15 protein-coding genes are annotated in these 17,586 nt (G+C 72.4%); 13 read left to right on the top strand and 2 right to left on the bottom strand.

Annotation, left to right across the window (positions count from 1 at the left end; genetic code table 11):
• Position 1 precedes the first annotated feature (1 nt).
• The 4 genes from AB0O15_RS43225 (at position 2) to AB0O15_RS43210 (ending at position 6,476) form a co-directional block, all read left to right on the top strand.
• On the top strand, positions 2-3,439 hold the full coding sequence (locus AB0O15_RS43225) for an error-prone DNA polymerase (RefSeq protein ID WP_364332330.1): 3,438 nt from the start codon (positions 2-4) through the stop codon (positions 3,437-3,439).
• Positions 3,440-3,581: 142 nt separating this feature from the next.
• Complete coding sequence (locus AB0O15_RS43220) at positions 3,582-3,977, top strand: SSI family serine proteinase inhibitor (RefSeq protein ID WP_364332327.1); 396 nt, start codon at positions 3,582-3,584, stop codon at positions 3,975-3,977.
• A gap of 55 nt (positions 3,978-4,032) precedes the next feature.
• The gene (locus AB0O15_RS43215) at positions 4,033-4,707 is read left to right on the top strand and encodes a response regulator transcription factor (RefSeq protein ID WP_364332324.1); all 675 of its coding nucleotides are present in this window, start codon (positions 4,033-4,035) and stop codon (positions 4,705-4,707) included.
• Positions 4,704-6,476 carry a HAMP domain-containing sensor histidine kinase gene (locus tag AB0O15_RS43210; protein WP_364332321.1) on the top strand — a complete coding sequence of 591 codons (1,773 nt, stop codon included), beginning with the start codon at positions 4,704-4,706 and terminating at the stop codon, positions 6,474-6,476. The genes AB0O15_RS43215 and AB0O15_RS43210 overlap by 4 nt, the downstream gene beginning before the upstream one ends.
• On the opposite strand, the gene AB0O15_RS43205 is transcribed toward AB0O15_RS43210, so the two are convergent.
• Complete coding sequence (locus AB0O15_RS43205) at positions 6,466-7,023, bottom strand: hypothetical protein (protein ID WP_364332318.1); 558 nt, start codon at positions 7,021-7,023, stop codon at positions 6,466-6,468. The two genes, AB0O15_RS43210 and AB0O15_RS43205, sit on opposite strands and share 11 nt — an antisense overlap.
• An 89-nt stretch (positions 7,024-7,112) precedes the next feature.
• Between AB0O15_RS43205 and AB0O15_RS43200 the strand changes: the two genes are divergently transcribed.
• From AB0O15_RS43200 to AB0O15_RS43185, 4 genes are read left to right on the top strand one after another with little or no spacing between them, the layout of a single operon-like run.
• Complete coding sequence (locus AB0O15_RS43200; protein WP_364332315.1) at positions 7,113-8,318, top strand: hypothetical protein; 1,206 nt, start codon at positions 7,113-7,115, stop codon at positions 8,316-8,318.
• 26 nt (positions 8,319-8,344) lie between these two features.
• Positions 8,345-8,974: an ABC transporter ATP-binding protein gene (locus AB0O15_RS43195; RefSeq protein ID WP_364332464.1), complete on the top strand. Its 630-nt coding sequence runs from the start codon at positions 8,345-8,347 to the stop codon at positions 8,972-8,974.
• Positions 8,971-10,158, top strand: coding sequence for an ABC transporter permease (locus AB0O15_RS43190; RefSeq protein ID WP_364332312.1), 1,188 nt, complete (start codon positions 8,971-8,973; stop codon positions 10,156-10,158). Before AB0O15_RS43195 ends, AB0O15_RS43190 begins: the two co-directional genes overlap by 4 nt.
• A 30-nt stretch (positions 10,159-10,188) precedes the next feature.
• Positions 10,189-11,796, top strand: a complete 1,608-nt coding sequence (locus AB0O15_RS43185; protein WP_364332309.1) for a serine/threonine-protein kinase — start codon at positions 10,189-10,191, stop codon at positions 11,794-11,796.
• On the opposite strand, the gene AB0O15_RS43180 is transcribed toward AB0O15_RS43185, so the two are convergent.
• Positions 11,788-12,609, bottom strand: a complete 822-nt coding sequence (locus AB0O15_RS43180) for an alpha/beta fold hydrolase (RefSeq protein WP_364332306.1) — start codon at positions 12,607-12,609, stop codon at positions 11,788-11,790. The genes AB0O15_RS43185 and AB0O15_RS43180 overlap by 9 nt on opposite strands.
• 57 nt (positions 12,610-12,666) lie before the next feature.
• On the opposite strand from AB0O15_RS43180, the gene AB0O15_RS43175 reads away from it, so the two are divergent.
• The 5 genes from AB0O15_RS43175 to AB0O15_RS43155 all read left to right on the top strand — a co-directional run bounded on the left by AB0O15_RS43175 (position 12,667) and on the right by AB0O15_RS43155 (position 17,499).
• Positions 12,667-13,410 carry a methyltransferase domain-containing protein gene (locus tag AB0O15_RS43175; protein WP_364332303.1) on the top strand — a complete coding sequence of 248 codons (744 nt, stop codon included), beginning with the start codon at positions 12,667-12,669 and terminating at the stop codon, positions 13,408-13,410.
• Complete coding sequence (locus AB0O15_RS43170; RefSeq protein ID WP_364332301.1) at positions 13,407-14,540, top strand: nucleotide pyrophosphatase/phosphodiesterase family protein; 1,134 nt, start codon at positions 13,407-13,409, stop codon at positions 14,538-14,540. The genes AB0O15_RS43175 and AB0O15_RS43170 overlap by 4 nt, the downstream gene beginning before the upstream one ends.
• 10 nt (positions 14,541-14,550) lie before the next feature.
• A complete protein-coding gene (gene dinB / locus AB0O15_RS43165; protein ID WP_364332298.1) occupies positions 14,551-15,846 on the top strand; it encodes a DNA polymerase IV in 1,296 nt (431 codons plus the stop codon).
• A gap of 172 nt (positions 15,847-16,018) precedes the next feature.
• A complete protein-coding gene (locus tag AB0O15_RS43160; protein WP_364332295.1) occupies positions 16,019-16,408 on the top strand; it encodes a DUF3040 domain-containing protein in 390 nt (129 codons plus the stop codon).
• A gap of 110 nt (positions 16,409-16,518) precedes the next feature.
• Positions 16,519-17,499: a methyltransferase domain-containing protein gene (locus tag AB0O15_RS43155; RefSeq protein WP_364332292.1), complete on the top strand. Its 981-nt coding sequence runs from the start codon at positions 16,519-16,521 to the stop codon at positions 17,497-17,499.
• Positions 17,500-17,586: the final 87 nt, after the last annotated feature.

Below are 17,586 nucleotides of genomic sequence, written 5' to 3'. Positions count from 1 at the left end.
GATGGGCTTCCACAACCCGAAGATGTCCTGGTCGGAACTCGAAGGGTTGCTCTCCGGGGAGAAGAAGCCGGGCGAAAAGGGCGAGAGGGGAAAGGGCGGAGGAGGAAAGAGCGACGGGGAAGAGGGCGGGGGGAAGGCGGGGAGTGGCGGGTGGCCGCGGGGGGAGCCGCGGGTTGTTGATCCGCTGGCGGGGGATGGTGACGGCGGGGACTCGCCGGCCTGGAGCCGGAAGCGGCAACGGTATGAGGCGCCGGCGCTGGTCAGGACCGAGTCCACGGTGGACTACGCCGAGCTGCACTGCCACAGCAACTTCAGTTTTCTGGACGGGGCCAGTCATCCGGAGGAACTGGCCGAGGAGGCGTCGCGGCTCGGGTTGAAGGGACTGGCCGTCACCGACCATGACGGGTTCTACGGGGTGGTGCGGTTCTCCGAGGCGGCCCGTGAGCTGGGGCTGCCGACCATTGTGGGTGCGGAGCTCTCGCTTGATCTGACGAAACCGCAGAACGGCGAGGCCGACCCGGAAGGCCGGCACCTGCTGTGCCTGGCGCACGGCGCGGAAGGCTATGCGCGGCTGGCCCGCACCATCTCGCGGGCCCAGCTCAGGGGGGCCGAGAAGGGCAAGCCCGACTACGGCGACCTGGAGGACGTCGCGAGCGAGCTCCGGGATCACGTGCTGGTGCTGACCGGCTGCCGTAAGGGGAGCGTCCCGAAGGCGTTGCGCGAGCAGGGGCCCGCGGCGGCTGCTCGGGAGCTGGACCGGCTGGTGGCGTTGTTCGGCCAGGGGAACGTCGCGGTCGAGCTGACGGCGCACGGCGACCCGTACGACGACGAGCGCAACGACTTCCTCTTCGAGCTCGCGCACAGCCGCGGTCTGCTCCCGGTGGCCACGAACAACGTGCACTACGCCACCCCGCGCCGGCGGCGGCTGGCGACCGCGCTGGCGGCGGTGCGGGCCCGGCGCAGCCTGGACGAGCTGGACGGCTGGTTGCCGGCGGCGGGCACCGCCCATCTGCGGTCCGGCGCCGAGATGAGCCGGCGGTTCGCGGCCTGGCCGAAGGCGGTCGAGAACGCCGCGATCTTCGGCGGTGACCTGGCCTTCGACCTGCGGCTGGTCGCCCCCAAGCTGCCCGACTTCCGAAGGCCCGGCGGGCACACCGAGATGAGCTGGCTGCGGCACCTGACCATGGAGGGCGCCCGGGAACGTTATGGGCCGCCGGAGGCGCATCCCAAGGCGTACGCGCAGATCGAACACGAGCTGCGGATGATCGAGGAGCTGGACTTCCCGGGGTATTTCCTGGTCGTCTACGACATCGTGCGGTTCTGCCGGGAGCAGAAGATCTACTGCCAGGGGCGGGGGTCGGCGGCCAACTCGGCGGTCTGCTACGCGCTGCGCATCACGAACGTCGACGCGGTCGAGTACGACCTGCTGTTCGAGCGGTTCCTGGCGCCGGAGCGGGACGGGCCGCCGGACATCGACGTGGACATCGAGTCGGACCGCCGCGAGGAGGCCATCCAGTACGTCTACGAGAAGTACGGCCGGGAACACACCGCCCAGGTGGCGAACGTGATCTCGTACCGCCCGCGCTCCGCCGTACGCGACATGGCCAAGGCCTTTGGATTTTCGCCCGGCCAGCAGGACGCCTGGAGCAAGCAGATCGACCGCTGGGGCAGCATCGCGACGCTGGACGTGGACGACATCCCGGCGCAGGTGGTGGAGTTCGCGAACGAGGTGCAGAGCTTCCCGCGGCACCTGGGCATCCACTCCGGCGGCATGGTCATCTGCGACCGGCCGATCATCGAGGTGTGCCCGGTGGAGTGGGGGCGGATGCCGGGGCGGACCGTGCTCCAGTGGGACAAGGACGACTGCGCGGCGATCGACCTGGTCAAGTTCGACCTGCTGGGGCTGGGCATGCTGTCGGCGCTGCACTACGCGTACGACATGCTGGAGTCCGATCTGGACATCAGCACGATGCGCCTGGACGACCCCGAGGTGTACGAGATGCTGTGCCGGGCCGACTCGGTGGGCGTCTTCCAGGTGGAGTCCCGCGCCCAGATGGCCACCCTGCCCCGCCTCAAGCCGACCGAGTTCTACGACCTGGTGGTGGAGGTGGCGCTGATCCGGCCCGGCCCGATCCAGGGCGGCTCGGTGCACCCGTTCATCCGCCGCAAGAACGGCAAGGAGAAGGCGACCGTCCCGCACCCGTTGATGTGGAACGCGCTCGAGAAGACGCTGGGCGTGCCGCTCTTCCAGGAGCAGCTGATGCAACTCGCGATCGACGTGGCCGGCTTCGACCCGTCCGAGGCCGACCAGCTGCGCCGCGCGATGGGCTCGAAGCGCTCGATGGAGAAGATGGAGCGCATCAAGACGCGGCTCTACGACGGGATGGCCGAGCGGGGCATCACCGGCGAACTGGCCGACGACCTCTACGTCAAGCTCTCCGCGTTCGCCAGCTACGGCTTCCCGGAGAGTCACGCGATGAGCTTCGCCTACCTGGTGTACGCGTCCGCGTGGCTGAAGCGGTACCACCCGGCGGCGTTCTGCGCGGCGCTGCTGAACGCGCAGCCGATGGGCTTCTACTCGCCGCAGACGCTGGTCGACGACGCCCGCCGGCACGGGGTGGAGGTGCGCCGCCCGGACATCAACCTCAGCGCCGCCGCGGCCACCCTCGAGTCGGACGCGCGGACCAGGTGGGGCGCGCTGGCCGGGGAGGCGCCGCACGCGTGGGGGTTGCACGGGCCCGCGGTGCGGCAGGGGCTTCAGCGGGTACGCACGATCGGCGACGACCTCGCGAAGCGGATCGAGGAGGAACGGCGAGCGCACGGCCCGTACCGCAGCATGACCGATCTGGCCCGGCGTACCGGATGTTCCACCGCCCGCCTGGAGGCCCTCGCCACCGCCGACGCCTTCGCGGGTTTCGGGCTCTCCCGCCGGGAGGCGCTCTGGGCCGCGGGCGCGGCTTCGCAGGACAAACCCGACCGCTTGCCGGGTACGGTGACCGGCACCGACGCCCCGGCCCTGCCCGGCATGGACGACGTCGGCAAGCTGGTGTCCGACGTCTGGGCGACCGGCCTGTCCCCGGACGCGCACCCGGCCCAGTTCGTGCGGGACCGGTTCGACGCCGCCGGCGTGCTGCCCATCTCCCGGCTGGGCGCGGTGGAGGCGGGCACCCGGATCCGGGTCGGCGGCATCGTCACCCATCGGCAGCGCCCGGCCACCGCGGGCGGCGTCACGTTCGTCAACCTCGAGGACGAGACCGGCATGCTCAACGTGACCTGCTCGCCGGGGCTGTGGCAGCGCTACCGGAAGGTGGCGAGGACGAGCACGGCGTTGATCGTGCGGGGCCGGCTGGAGAAGGCCGAGGGCGTGCTCAACCTGGTCGCCGACCGGCTCGAAGGGGTCACGCCGCCGATCGTGGGTCCCTCCCGCGACTTCCGCTGAACGGCCAGACTTTATTCCGTTCCGCAACCTTTGCACCTTTGGTGCCCTATACCGGATGCGGACCAGCGGTGCCTATACGCGCTCAGAGCAAGGGGTCTTGCTCTGAGCGCGTATAGGCACCACCCAGCGGGGGGAGAGCATCATGCGGAAGATTGTTCTGGCGGCGGCGTTGATCGGGGTTCTCATCGGCAGCCCGGCGAACGCGGCGGCCGGCGGGCCGGAGGAGAGCGCCCGCGCGCCGAGGACCGAGCTCACGCTGTCCTACCAGGCCGCCGCCGGGTTCGCCGCCGCGGTGGTGGTGACCTGCGACCCGGCCGGCGGCGTGCACCCGCAGGCCGAGAAGGTGTGCCGGACCCTGGCCAAGGTGAACGGCAACCCGGCCACGATCAAGCCGGCGAAGACCATGTGCACGCTCGAGTACGCGCCGATCACCGCCGCGGTCACCGGCACCTGGCGCGGTCAGGCCGTCACCTGGTCGAAGAAGTTCAGCAACACCTGCGACATGAAGCGCGCGACGGGCGTCCTGTTCACGTTCTGATCAGGAACCTGTCAGATTCTCCGACGGCTGGAAGAACCGACCTATAGTCGCCGTCGTGTGTGCGCACGTGCTGGTGGCCGAGGACGACGTACGGCAGGCCGAAGTGCTGCGGCAGTACCTCCTGGCCGGTGGGCACGAGGTGACCGTGGTGCACGACGGTCACGCCGCGCTCGACCGGGCCCGGCGGAAGGCGCCCGACCTGCTGATCCTCGACGTGATGATGCCGGGGCTGAACGGGCTGGAGGTGTGCCGGCAGCTGCGCCGGGACAGTGAGCTGCTGGTGCTGATGCTGACCGCCCGGACGGCCGAGGACGATCTGCTGGCCGGGCTCGACGTCGGCGCCGACGACTACCTGACCAAGCCGTACAGTCCTCGCGAGCTGGTCGCCCGGGTGCGGACGCTGCTGCGTCGCCGGCGCACCACGGCGCCGGCCGGGGGCGAGGTGCTGACGGTCGGCCCGCTCGTGGTCGACCCGGGGCGGCGCCGGGTCGAGGCCGGCGGCGTACCCGTCGAGTGCACACCGGGCGAGTTCGCGATCCTGGCCGCGATGGCCGGGCAGCCCGACCGGGTCTTCACCCGGACGCAACTCCTCGCCCGGACCCGCGGCATCGACCGGCACTCGACCGGCCGCACCATCGACGTCCACGTGATGAACCTGCGCCGCAAGATCGACCCCGCCCTGCTCCAGACCGTGTACGGCGTGGGCTACAAGCTGGCGAGCCCGACGTGACCCCAGGCCGCGTGCCCCTGCACCGCAGCCTGCTCGGACGCCTGCTCGCCACCTCGATCCTGATCGCGGTCGCGGCGATCGCGGCCACCGCCTGGCTCGCCGTCCAGTCGACCAGCCGGGCCATCCGCCAGGAGCAAGGCCGCTCGCTGGCCGACGACAAGAGCATCTACGACACCATGATCGGGTACGCCGCCACGCACCGTGACTGGACCAAGGTCCAGCCGACCGTGGCCGGCGAGGCCCGGCGCCTGGGCCGGCGGATCACCCTGATGACCGACGACCGGCAGGTCATCGCCGACTCGCATCCGGAACGCCCGCCGGCTACCGCCCGGGCCTCGGCCACGGTCGACGCCCTGCGGCTCGACCCGGGGCTGAGCGACAGCTCGGACCGCATCGACCCGCGGGTGACCGGCCCCTACCTGCTGCCGGAGCGGGAACGCGAGAAGCTCCGCCGGACCGCCCGGACCCAGCTGGACTGCATCCGCGGGGGCGGGGTCGACGCCAAGGTGATCGACGACGCCAAGGGCCGCCCGGCCGTGCGGATCACCACCGCGGACACCAACTTCGTCGTCGGCTTCTGCCGGGCCAAGGCCCCGCTCGGCACCACCGGCACCGAGACGCTGGCCCTGGAGGACCTGGCCTGGCTGGCCGAGGACTGTCTCGACGTGACCGAGCACGGCATCCTCATCCTGGACCGGAACTTCTCGGTGCTCGGGCTGAAGGACCGGAGGTTCGACCTGCGCAAGGTGCAGTCGTGCGTGGCGCAGGCCCGGATCCGGCAGCTGCGGCCGTACGTGGCCAAGCCCGCCCTGCTCTTCGTCACCGACCCGCACACCGGCGCGGCCGACGAGCCGGTGTTCAGCCTGTCCGGCGAGAACGCCGTCCGGATCGTCTGGGTGACCGTCGCCGTGCTGCTGGCGACGATCCTGCTCACCGTGCTGACCGGGCGCCGGCTGGTCCGGCCGTTGCGGGCGCTCACCGAGGCGGCCATGGAACCGGCTGGTGCGCCCGCACCGATGCCGATCAAGGGGCGGGACGAGATCGGCTACCTGGCGCGCGCCCTCAGCGACGCGACCGAGCGGCGCGAACGGGCCGAGGAGCAGCGCCGCCACCTGGTCAGCGACGTCGCCCACGAACTCCGCAACCCGCTGACCAACATCCGCGCGTGGCTGGAGGCGGCCCAGGACGAGGTGGTCCCGGCCGACCCGGCCCTGCTGGACCTGCTGCACGACGAGGCGACGATGTTGCACCACATCATCGACGACCTCAGCGACCTGGCCGCCGCCGACGCCGGTGACCTGCGGCTGCACCCCGAGCCGATCCGGGTGCGGGACGTGCTGACGCACATCGGCGAGTCGCAGCGCGGCGCCGCCGACCAGGCGGGGGTCGAGCTCGTCACCGATCTGCGTGGTGACCCTCCGGTCGAGGCCGATCCGATGCGCCTCCGGCAGATGGTCGGCAACCTGCTGTCCAACGCGATCCGCTACACCGCGGCGGGCGGCACGGTCACGCTGTCGGCCATCTCAACGGAAAAAGAGATGATCATCGCCGTACGGGACACCGGCACCGGCATCGCGCCGGACGACCTGCCGAAGATCTTCGACCGGTTCTGGCGGGCCGACTCCTCCCGGACCCGGGCGACCGGCGGCAGCGGGTTGGGCCTGCCGATCGCCCGGAAGCTCGCCGAGGCACACGGGGGGACGCTGACCGCGGCGAGCCGTCCCGGTGAGGGCACCACGATGACGCTGCGGTTGCCGCTCAGTCCTTGAACGCCTCCTTGCGGCAGTTCTCCATCCCGGGCGACTGGAAGTCGCCCTGCGGCCCGATCTCGGTGATCCCGAACTGGCCGTCCTCGTCCGGGGTGGTCAGCTTGTAGCCGGCCTGCTGGGCGCACCGGTACCACTGCCGCTGGTTGTCCCGGAACGCCGCGATGTCCTTGCGCCTCTGCCGTTCCTCGTAGCTCTCCGGGAACTTGTTGTGGCAGGCCGCCTCCACCCGGATCGCCTTGGGGTCCTTGTCGGCCAAGTACTGGAAGAGCATCTTCGGCTCCTCGTACCCGGGGCCGCCCTCCTTCTGGACACAGGTCGACCAGACCTTGACGAGCGCGGTCTGCTCCTCGTCGGTCGCGTCCAGCCGCACCAGGGGACGCAGGTCGTCGTTGACGGCCGGCGAGCTCGCCGCCGGGGCGGCGGCGCTCTGCAGCGTCGCCACCGGCGGGGCTTCGGCCTTCTCACCGGAGCAACCGCCGAGCAGGCCGGTACCACCGCCGAGAAGACTGGCGGCGACCAGCGCCGCGACGATTTTTCTCTGAGGCATGCCGAGCACCATCACAGAGCATTGTCAGAGGGCTGTCAGATCCGCCGAAGCTAACCGGCTTCTGACAATCGGTCGGCAGGATCTCGGCCGTGCATCCCGACCAATCCCCGTCCCCGCGCCGGATCCGCCGATGGATCGTCGTGCCGGTCCTGATCCTCGTGCTGATCGTCGCCGGCGGCGTCCTCTGGTACGAGCGGCGGGACCCGCAGTCGCCGGCCGCCGTCGCCCCGGTCGCGGTCCAGACGGTGGCCGTGGTGAAGACCGACCTCTCCGTCACCGAGTCGCTGACCGGCAGCCTCGGGTACGGCCGGGCGCAGCCGGTGAAGGGTGGGCGCGACGGCGTGATCACCTGGCTGCCCCGCGCCGGCGCCGCGGTCAAGCGCGGCCAGCAGCTCTATCGGGCCGACGACCGGCCGGTGCCGCTGTTCTACGGGTCGATGCCGCTCTACCGCGACCTCGGGGAGACCGGGACGGCCGGCCGCGACGTGAAGATCGTCGCCACCAACCTGAAGGCCCTCGGGTACTCGATCGGCTACCAGCCGGGCGCGGGGGAGACGGTCACCCGGTCGATCCCCGGCCCGGCCCCTTCCCCGGAGGCGGATTCCCGGGAGACGAATTCCCCGGGGGCGAAGGTCAAGGCCAAAACCGTGCGGGTCACCGTACGCAAGGGGGAAGGGGTGTTGACCTCGGCCCTGAAATCGGCCCTCAAGCGGTGGCAGAAGGACGCCGGGATGCCCGTGACCGGCCGGATCGGCGTGGGGGACGTCGTGGTGCTGTCCGGCGCGGTGCGGGTCGACTCGGTCACGGCGATCAAAGGGGACAGTGCCGCCACCCCGTTGCTGACCGTGACGTCGACCGCGAAGGTGGTCACCGTCTCGGCCGCCGTCGCCGAGGCCGGCACGATCCGCGCCGGCGACAAGGTCACGGTCGTGCTGCCCGGCGACAAGTCGGTGCCCGGCGAGGTGGCGGCCGTCGGCACCGAGATCCAGCAGGATGAGCAGGGCGGCGCCGGGACCGCGGAACCCAAGCGGACCGTCACCGTGACCCTGGACAGCGATGCCGAGCTGGGCGGGATCGACCAGGCGCAGGTGCAGGTCGACCTGGCCGGGGAGACCCGGGAGGGAGTCCTGGCCGTCCCGGTGGGCGCGCTGGTGGCGCTCAGTGAGGGCGGGTACGGCGTGCAGCTCGCCGACCACCGCCTGGTCGGCGTCGAGACCGGACTGTTCGCCAAGGGCCTGGTCGAGGTCACCGGCGACGGGATCGGCGAGGGCGTCCAGGTGGTGACGACCTCGTGACCGTCCTCTCCGTACGCGACGTCACCATGCGCTATCCCGGCGGCGTGGTCGCCCTGGCCGGTGTCTCGCTCGACATCGAGGCGGGCGAGATGCTGGCCATCGTCGGCCCGTCCGGCTCGGGCAAGTCGACGCTGCTGCACATCATGGGCACCCTCGACCGCCCGACCTCCGGCACCGTCGAGCTGGGCGGGCTGGACATCGCCGGGCTGCCCGACCGGCGCCTCTCCGCGCTGCGCGGCCGGTGGCTGGGCTTCGTGTTCCAGCAGTTCCACCTCACCGCGGGACTCAGCGCCGCCGAGAACGTGGCCACCGGCCTGCTCTACGCCGGTGTGCCGCGCCGCCGACGCAGGGCGCTGGCCGTCGAGGCGCTGCACCGGGTCGGGCTGTCGCATCGCGTGGCGCATCGGCCGCACCAGCTCTCCGGTGGTGAGCGGCAGCGGGTGGCGATCGCGCGGGCCCTCGTACACCATCCCGCTCTGCTGCTGGCCGACGAACCGACCGGCGCGCTGGACACGCGCACCGGCCAGGCCGTGCTGGAGCTGCTCTACCGGCTGCACGAGGAGGGCACGACGATCGCGGTCATCACCCACGACCGGGACATCGCGGCGTCCCTGCCCCGCCGGGTCTTCATGCGCGACGGCCGGGTGGTCTCGTGACCCCGGACACCACGCCGGTCCGGCTGGCCGTCACCGACCTGCTCGGACTCGGGTTTCTCGGCCTGCGTACGCGGAAGGCCCGCGCCGCGCTGTCGGCCCTCGGCATCGCGATCGGCATCGCCACCATGATCGTCGTCACCGGCATCCCCGCGTCCAGCCAGGCCCAGCTCATGCGCGAGCTCAGCGCCCTGGGCACCAACATGCTCGAGGTCCGCGCGCTGCCCGACCAGCAGCCGCCGGTGCTGCTGCCCGAGGAGTCGGTCGGCATGGTGCGGCGGATCGCGCCGGTGACCCGGGCCAGCGCGGTCGCCAACACCCACACCGTGGTACGCCGGTCCGACCGCACCGACCCGCAGGACGGCTCGGGCCTGACCGTGCTGGCCAGCCGCCTCGACCTGCTGCCGGCGATCAACGCCCGCGTCCAGGACGGGCAGTGGCTGAACGAGGCGACATCACACTTCCCGGCCGTCGTGCTCGGCTCGGTCTCGGCCGTCCGCCTGGGCGTCACCGGCACCGGGCAGCAACTGATGATCGGCAAGCGCTGGTTCACCGTCGTCGGCATCCTCGCCGCCGTCCCGCTGCTGCCGGAGATCGACCGGTCGGTGTTCGTCGGCTGGCCCGCGGCCCAGTCCGTGCTCGGCTTCGACGGCCACCCCACCGTTCTCTACGTGCAGTCCCGGGAACCGGCGATCGAGCAGGTGCGCGGGGTGCTCCCGGAGACCGTGAACCCGGCCCAGCCGGCCGACGTGGTGGTCAGCCGGCCGTCCGACGCGCTGGCCGCGAAACGGGCCACCGAGAACGCGTTCTCGGCCCTGTTCCTCGGCCTGGCCGGGGTGGCGTTGCTGGTCGGCGGCATCGGGGTGGCCAACACCATGGTGATCTCGGTCCTCGAACGCCGCGGCGAGATCGGCCTGCGCCGGGCCCTGGGCGCGACCAAGGGGCAGATCCGCGGCCAGTTCCTGACCGAGGCGGTGGCGCTGGCGGCGCTGGGCGGCCTCGCCGGGACGCTGCTCGGCGTGCTGGCGACGGTCGGCTACGCGGCCTACCACGGCTGGCCGCCGGTCATCCCGCTGTCCGCGACGCTGGCCGGCCCGGTCAGCGCGGTGGTGGTCGGCGTGCTCGCGGGTGTCTATCCGTCGATGCGTGCGGCGGCTCTCCCGCCTACGGAGGCACTGGCGCTTTAGGCGGCCTGACCCGTTCGGTAGATTTCCGATGTGACGGACGCGAGGGTGATCGCCGGCCGCTACCGGCTCGATCGCATCCTGGGCCGGGGCGGCATGGGCGCCGTGTGGCAGGGCACCGACACGCTGCTCGACCGCGACGTCGCGGTCAAGGAGATCTACCTGGCGGGCGCCGACTCCGGCCCGGTCGACCAGGACGACCCGCGGATCCGGCGGGCGATGCGCGAGGCGCAGGCCGCGGCCCGGCTGCGGCACCCCAGCATCGTGGCCGTGCACGACGTCGCGCTCGACGGGGGCCGGCCGTGGATCGTGATGGAGCTGGTCGACGGGCCGTCGCTGGCCGATCTGATCGCCAAGTCCGGGTCGCTGCCGCCGGGCCGGGTCGCCGAGATCGGGCTCCAGGTGCTCGACGGGCTGACGGCCGCACACCAGCGCGGCACCGTGCACCGGGACGTGAAGCCGGCCAACATCCTGATCGAGACCGGCCGGGCGATGCTGACCGACTTCGGCATCGCGGCCATGGACGACGCCTCCGCGCTGACCGCGACCGGGATGATGATCGGCTCACCGGCCTACATGGCGCCGGAGCGGATCAACGGCGTGCCCGCGGCCCCGCCGGCCGACCTGTGGGCGCTCGGCATCACGCTCTACACCGCGGTGAACGGGCGCTCGCCCTTCCAGCGGGAGGACACCCAGGGCACCATCGCGGCCATCCTGGCCATGCCGCCGGCCGCGCCGGCCGACGCCGGGCACCTCTGGCCGATCATCGCCGGCCTGCTGGAGAAGGACCCGGCCCGCCGGTTGACCGCCGAGCAGGCCCGGCCGCTGCTCGCCACCGCGGCCCGCGCCGACGCCACCGTGGCGATGACACCGCCACCGTCGATCTCGGCCCCGCCGTATCGCCCGGCGCCCACCCCGACCCCGACCCCCACTCCCACGCCGCCTCCCGCCTATCGGCCGCCGGCTTATCAGGGGCCGCCGTCGCCGTATCAAAGGCCGTCGCCGGCCTATCAGCAGCCGCGCCACCAGCAGCCCGCCTATCCGCAGGGGCCGCGCGGGTTCCTGCCCGCCGACTTCCCGGTCCAACTCGTCGAGCTGACCATCGGCGACCGGACCGGCTACACGCTGCGGGCCTACGTCCCCGAGGAGGACGGCTGGGCCACGCCGGTGTTCGCCGGCACGGCCGGCCGGCTCCCGCTGATGCCGCGCCCCGAGCAGGCGGCCGGCTTCGCGATGGCGACCCGCGAGCACGACCTGAGCGGCATCCCGCACTGGGACTGGCTGTGCCAGTCGTTGTCCCGGGCGTACCTGCCGTTGCTCGACGCCAACCGCTACGACCTCGGCCTGCCCGCGGTCAACCTGGAGATGCCGCCGGAACGGTGGCTGCCCGACCTGATGGTCAAGACCGGCACGATGGCCAACGAGCTGATGCTGGCCCTGGACATCCAGGAGGCCTACCCGCTGCTCGGCCCGGGCGCCCCGCTCGACCAGCTCGACGACGCGCTGCGCCCGGCCGGCGCCCGGCCCCGCAAGGCCCACATCAGACAGTGGCTCCAGCTCGACCGCATCACGCTGGCGGCCTGGTGGCAGCACCTCACCGACCTCATCGACGCCCGGCTGGACTGGCGCGCGTCACCGTGACCGCAGGATGCGCGCCAGGTCGGGGACGACGGCCGGGGGCAGGGCGTGACCCATCCCGGGCACGGTGACCAGCTCCGACCCGGGAACCTGAGCGGCCAGATGCGCGGCGTTCGGCGGCGGGTTGACCGGGTCTTCCGGCGCGTCGATGACCAGGAACGGGACGGTGACCCGGGACAGGTCACGCGCCAGCCCGGACTGGTCGGCGCGGGCGTGCGCGGCGGCGTTCCGGGGCGTGCCGGCGTGGTCGATGCAGGCCTCCTCGATCGCGCGGAACCAGGCGGCGTCGAACGGCAGCTTGTCGCCGTTGAGGAGCCGCCAGTGCTCGACCCGCCAGTCCAGTTCGGCCTCGCGGTCGCGCTCGTCGGCGAGGTGCTCCCACAGTTCCAGCAGGCGCGGGTCGGGGTCGAGCATCGGCGGGCCGTCCCCGCTCACCGCGGCGGTGCAGAAGGCGGTCGCACTGAGCAGGCGATCGGGGTGGTCGGCGGCGAGCAACTGGACGAGGACGCCGCCCATCGACATGCCGGCCACGTGGGCCCGGTCAACGCCGGCCGCGTCGAGCACGGCCACGGCATCCTCGGCCAGGTCGGCGATGCCGTACGGGTGCTCGTCGAACGCCCAGGTCGACCGCCCGGTGTCCCGGTGGTCGTACACGATCACCCGGAACTTCTCCTCGAGGGCCTCGATCAGGGCCGGCGGCCAGGTCAGGGCGTTCGCGTTGGCACCCATGATCAGGAGCAGCGCGGGCGCGTCCGAGGGGCCGGTGGCGCGGGCCCACAGGCGGTACGGCCCGCGGGTCTCGGCGTAGAAGTCCATCAGCCCACTATGGCAGCGGTCCGTTCCGGCCCCGGGCAGGCCCGCTACGCTGCGCGGGTGGAGAGCACACCGACGCGCGCGCCCCGCCCGGTCTCGGCGCGTAACGCCGCCGTCTGGGCCGTTCTGGACCGTGAGCTCGGGCGGCCGGCCGGCCGGGAGCTGACCGTGCTGGACGTGGGCGGTGGCACCGGCGGCTTCGCGGTGCCGGTCGCCGAGGCGGGACACCGGGTGACCGTGGTCGACGCCAGCCCCGACGCGCTCGCCGCGCTGACCCGGCGCGCCGCCGACGCCGGGGTGGCCGATCGGGTCCGCGCCGTGCAGGGTGACGGCGAGTCGCTGGCCGGTCTGATCGAGCCCGGCAGCGTCGACCTGATCCTCTGCCACTCGGTGCTCGAGGTGGTCGACGACCCGGCCGGGGTGGTCTCCGCGATCACATCCGCGCTGCGTCCGGGTGGCGCGGTCAGCGTGCTGGTCGCCGGTCGGGCCGCCGCGGTGCTCGGCCGGGCCGTCAACGGCCAGCTCGGTGCGGCGGCGGCGCTGGTCACCGACCCCGACGGCCGGTCCGGGCCGCGGGACACGCTGCGCCGGCGCTACGACATGGAGAGCGCGTCGGCGCTGTTGCGCTCGGCGGGTCTCGAGGTGGAGCAGGCCCATGGGGTACGGGTGATCGCCGACCTGTTGCCCGCCTCGGTGGTCGAGGGCGACCCGCAGGCGCTGCTCGACCTGGAGCTGTCGCTGTCGGCCCAGCCGCCGTTCCGGGACATCGCGTCCCAGCTGCACGTCTTCGCGCGGCGGCCGTGACGCCGCCGGACGACCTGCCCGACTCCGCGTTCGAGCAGGTCCGGCCCGCGTACGGGACGGGCAGTCTGGCCGAGATCATGCCCTCGGTGGCGGCGGTGCTCGGCGTTCCGGCCACTGCTGACGTGCTCGGTCTGCGGGAGTCCCTCGACGGTGTGGACCGGGTGGCCGTGCTGCTGGTCGACGGCATGGGGTCGTACCAGCTGCCGTTGCTCCCGGGCCTCGACGGGCTCGCCGCGCGTACCCTCACCTCGGGTTTCCCCTCCACCACACCGGTCAGCCTGGTCACGCTGGGCACGGGGGTGCCGCCCGGGCAGCACGGGGTGCTCGGCTTCACCTCGCGGATGCCGGACGGCCGGATCCTCAACCACATCCACTGGAACGACGACCCGCCGCCCGCGCGCTGGCAGCCGGTGCCGACGGTCTTCGAGCGGGCCGTGGCCGCCGGGGTGGCGTGCACCCAGGTCACCCGGCCCGAGTTCGAGGGCACCGGGCTGACCGTGTCGGCGTATCGCGGCGCGGCCTTCGTCGGCGCCTCGACCCTCGACGAGAAGGCCGCCGGCATCCTCGGGGCGCTGCGGGCCGGGCCGGGGATCGTGTACGGCTACCACGGCGACCTGGACCGGGCCGGGCACGAGGACGGCGTGGCGTCGCCCGCGTGGACGGCGGCCGCCCGGGAGGTCGAGCGGCTGGTCGCGATGCTGGTGGACGGGCTGCCGCCGCGCTCGGCCCTGCTCGTCACGGCCGACCACGGGCAGCTCAACGTGCCCCCGACCACGCGGCTCGACGTCTCCGCCATCGAGGGACTGGCCGCCGTCGCCGGCGAGCCCCGGGTCCGCTACCTGCACGTGGCCCCGGGCGCGCAGGAGGATGTGCAAGCCGCCGCGGCGTCGCTGTTCGGCTCCTCGGCGCTGGTTCTGTCGCGTACCGAGGCGCTCGAGGTCTTCGGTCCGGTGGCCGATCGCAACCTGGGCCGGATCGGCGACGTCGTGATCGTCTGCCTGGACCGGGTCGTCGCCCTGGCGTCCGCCTACGAGCCGCCCTCGGTCGGCCGGCTGGTCGCCTACCACGGCTCGGTCACCGCGGCCGAGATGACGGTTCCGCTGCTCAGTTCTGTCAGAGGGTCTCAGTAGTCTCCAGATCATGGGACGCAGCCAGGCGGTCGGAACGGGGCGTGACCCGCGGTTCGGGCCCGAGGCCGACGACACGGGCTGCACGATCCTGCATGCCGACATGGATTCCTTCTACGTGTCGGTCGAGGTGCGCCGCCGGCCCGAGCTCCGGGGCCGGCCCGTCGTGGTCGGCGGGGCGGGTCCGCGCGGGGTGGTCAGCTCGGCCAGCTACGAGGCCAGGCGGTTCGGCGTACGCAGCGCGATGCCCGGCATGCGCGCCCGCGCCCTGTGTCCCGAGGCGGTCTTCCTGACGCCCGATTTTGCGGCATATGGAGAGGCGTCCCGGGCCGTCATGCGGGTGTTCCGAGACGTGACACCGCTGGTCGAGCCGCTGTCCCTGGACGAGGCGTTCCTCGACGTGGCCGGCGCCCAGCGGCTCCTCGGCCGCCCCGCGGTGATCGCCCGTGACATCCGCCACCGCATCCTCTCCGAACAGCGGCTCGTCGTCTCGGTCGGTGTCGCCCGCAGCAAGTTCGTGGCCAAGCTCGGCTCCACCCGGGCCAAACCCGACGGCATGATCGTCGTACCGACCGATCTGGTCCTCGACTTCCTCCACCCGCTGCCGGTCGACGCGCTGTGGGGCGTGGGGGAGCGGGCCGCCGAGTCGCTGCGCCGGCTGGGCCTGACCACGGTCGGCGACGTCGCGCAGGCGCCGGTCAGCCTGCTGCGCTCGGCCCTCGGCGAGGCGTCCGCGGCCCACCTCCACGAGCTGTCCTGGGGCCGCGACCCGCGCCGGGTCGAACCCGACCAGGTCGAGAAGTCGATCGGCGCCGAAATGACCTTCGACACCGACAGCGGCGACCGCGAGCTGCTCCGGCGCAGCCTGCTGGCGCTGTCCGAGAAGGTCGGGGCGAGGCTGCGGGCGGCCGGGGTGGTCGGGCGCACGGTGGCGATCAAGGTGCGGCTGGCCGACTTCAAGACCGTCAACCGGTCCCGCACAGTTGCCACCGCGACCGATGTGGCACGTGAGATCTTCGAGATCTCCTGGGGTTTGTTCACCGCGCTCGGCCCGGCCGACAAGATCCGGCTGCTCGGCGTACGCGTCGAGGGTCTTAGCCCCACCTCAACCACATCGCGGCAGCTCACCCTGGGTGAGCCCGAGCGTGGCTGGCGTGAGGCGGAGGCCGCCGCCGACGCCGCGGCTGCCCGTTTCGGCCGATCTGTCGTCGGACCGGCCAGCCTTCTCGGCCGCCGAGATCCGCGCAGAACCGAAAATCACCCGCACTCGACGGTCGTCCCGCTTTCCGACCCGCCTACCCACTCGTAGACTTGCTCCAGGGCAGCCGGTGGTCTGTCTGGTGTCAGCGGTGTCACACTGGTACATCCGCCACAGCGATGTGTCGGGTCCAGTGGTTATATCAGTCACACTGGTTGTGTCGGTCAGATGGCCGGACCCGACCCCGGCCTCGGGGCCGGACATGCGCCCGGGGAGGAAAGCCGTGCCGCTCTCTGAGCACGAGCAGCGGCTGTTCGATCAGATCGAGCGGTCGCTTGCCGAGGACCCCAAGTTCGCCTCGGCTGTGCGGGCCAGCGACCCGCGATTCCATGCACGGCGTCGTTTGGTGATCGCCGCGTTCATGATCATCGCTGGGCTGGCTCTTCTCGTCTACGGCACCGTGAGCCGCAACACGCTGCTCGGCGTGGGCGGTTTCGTCGTCATGCTGGGCTCCGCCGCCTTCGCCATGCACAGCCGGCGCAAGGGGCAGAGCACCGATCTGCACGCGGTCGGTGGCACAGCCACGCGCCGCACCGGGCGCCCGCGCAAATCCGGCGGGCTGCTCGACCGGCTCGAGGAGCGGTGGAAGAACCGCCCCGAGGGCCACCGCTAGCGCGAGGGCGATCAACGATGGCGGCCTCCACGGCCGCCATCGCCTTTTCCTGCCCACAATCCCCACAATCCCGGCGCGGCTTCTCCACATCCGCCTGACATGTTGCGAGCATGACCGTCGCCTACCTGCACCATGCCGCCACCACCGACCCCGCCCGCCGCTACAAGAGCCGCCTGATGTCGGCGCTCGACCTCCATCCCGGCCTGACCGTCCTCGACGTGGGCTGCGGCCCCGCCACCGACCTCCCGGCCATGGCGGCCGAGGTCGCCTCTGGCGCCGCTCCTGACCTTCCGGCTATGGCGGCCGCAGTTACCTCTGGCCTCGCCTGTGGTCTCCCCGCCATGGCGGGCTCCGGCCCGGCCGGTCTGGCTCCCAGGTCTCCTGCGCTCGGCTCGGCCTCCGATCTCCCCGCCATGTCCCGGCCGATCCGCCCTGGCACGGCCACCCACCTGCCCGCCGTGTCCCCGGCAGAAGGCGCCCTTCCGAACACCGGCCGCCTCGTCGGGTTCGACGCGGGGCGGGTGATCGGGGTCGATCGCGATCCCATGATGCTCGACGAGGCGCGGCGGCGTTGCGAAACCGACGCCTCGATCGAGCTGCTGGCCGGGGACGCCCACCACCTGCCACTGGACGACGCGAGCGTGGACCGCGCCCGAGCCGACCGCGTCTTCCAACACCTGGCCGATCCGGCGAAGGCGGCCGCCGAACTACGCCGCGTCGTCCGCCCCGGCGGCCGCGTCGTGGTCGCCGACCCCGACTGGGACACCCTGGCCATAGCCGACCCCGACACGGCCACCAGCCGCGCCTTCACCCGCTATGTGACCACCCACGTGATCCGCAACGCGACGGTCGGCCGCGAGTTGGCCCGCCTCCTCCACACCGCCGGCTTCGACCGCGTCGAGGTGACCGCCGAGGCCATCCTCTTCACCGACTACGCCGAGGCCGACGCCATCCTCCGCATGCCCGAACTGGCCCGCCGAGGCCGCGAGTCCGGCGCCCTCGACCCCCACGCCACCAGGGCATGGCTGTCCCGCCTGGCCACCGCCCCCTTCGTAGCCACCTTCACCCTCTTCACCGTGACAGCCGCCTAACTCGAAAATCGACCGTGACCAGATACGCGGCAGCATCCCGCGGCGCGAAGCGGCGTGGGATGGGTCTTGGTTGAAGCGGTGACTTAT

The organism is Actinoplanes sp. NPDC089786, assembly GCF_040684855.1.
Lineage (GTDB): Bacteria > Actinomycetota > Actinomycetes > Mycobacteriales > Micromonosporaceae > Actinoplanes.
This window is presented reverse-complemented; position numbering and strand designations above follow the sequence as displayed.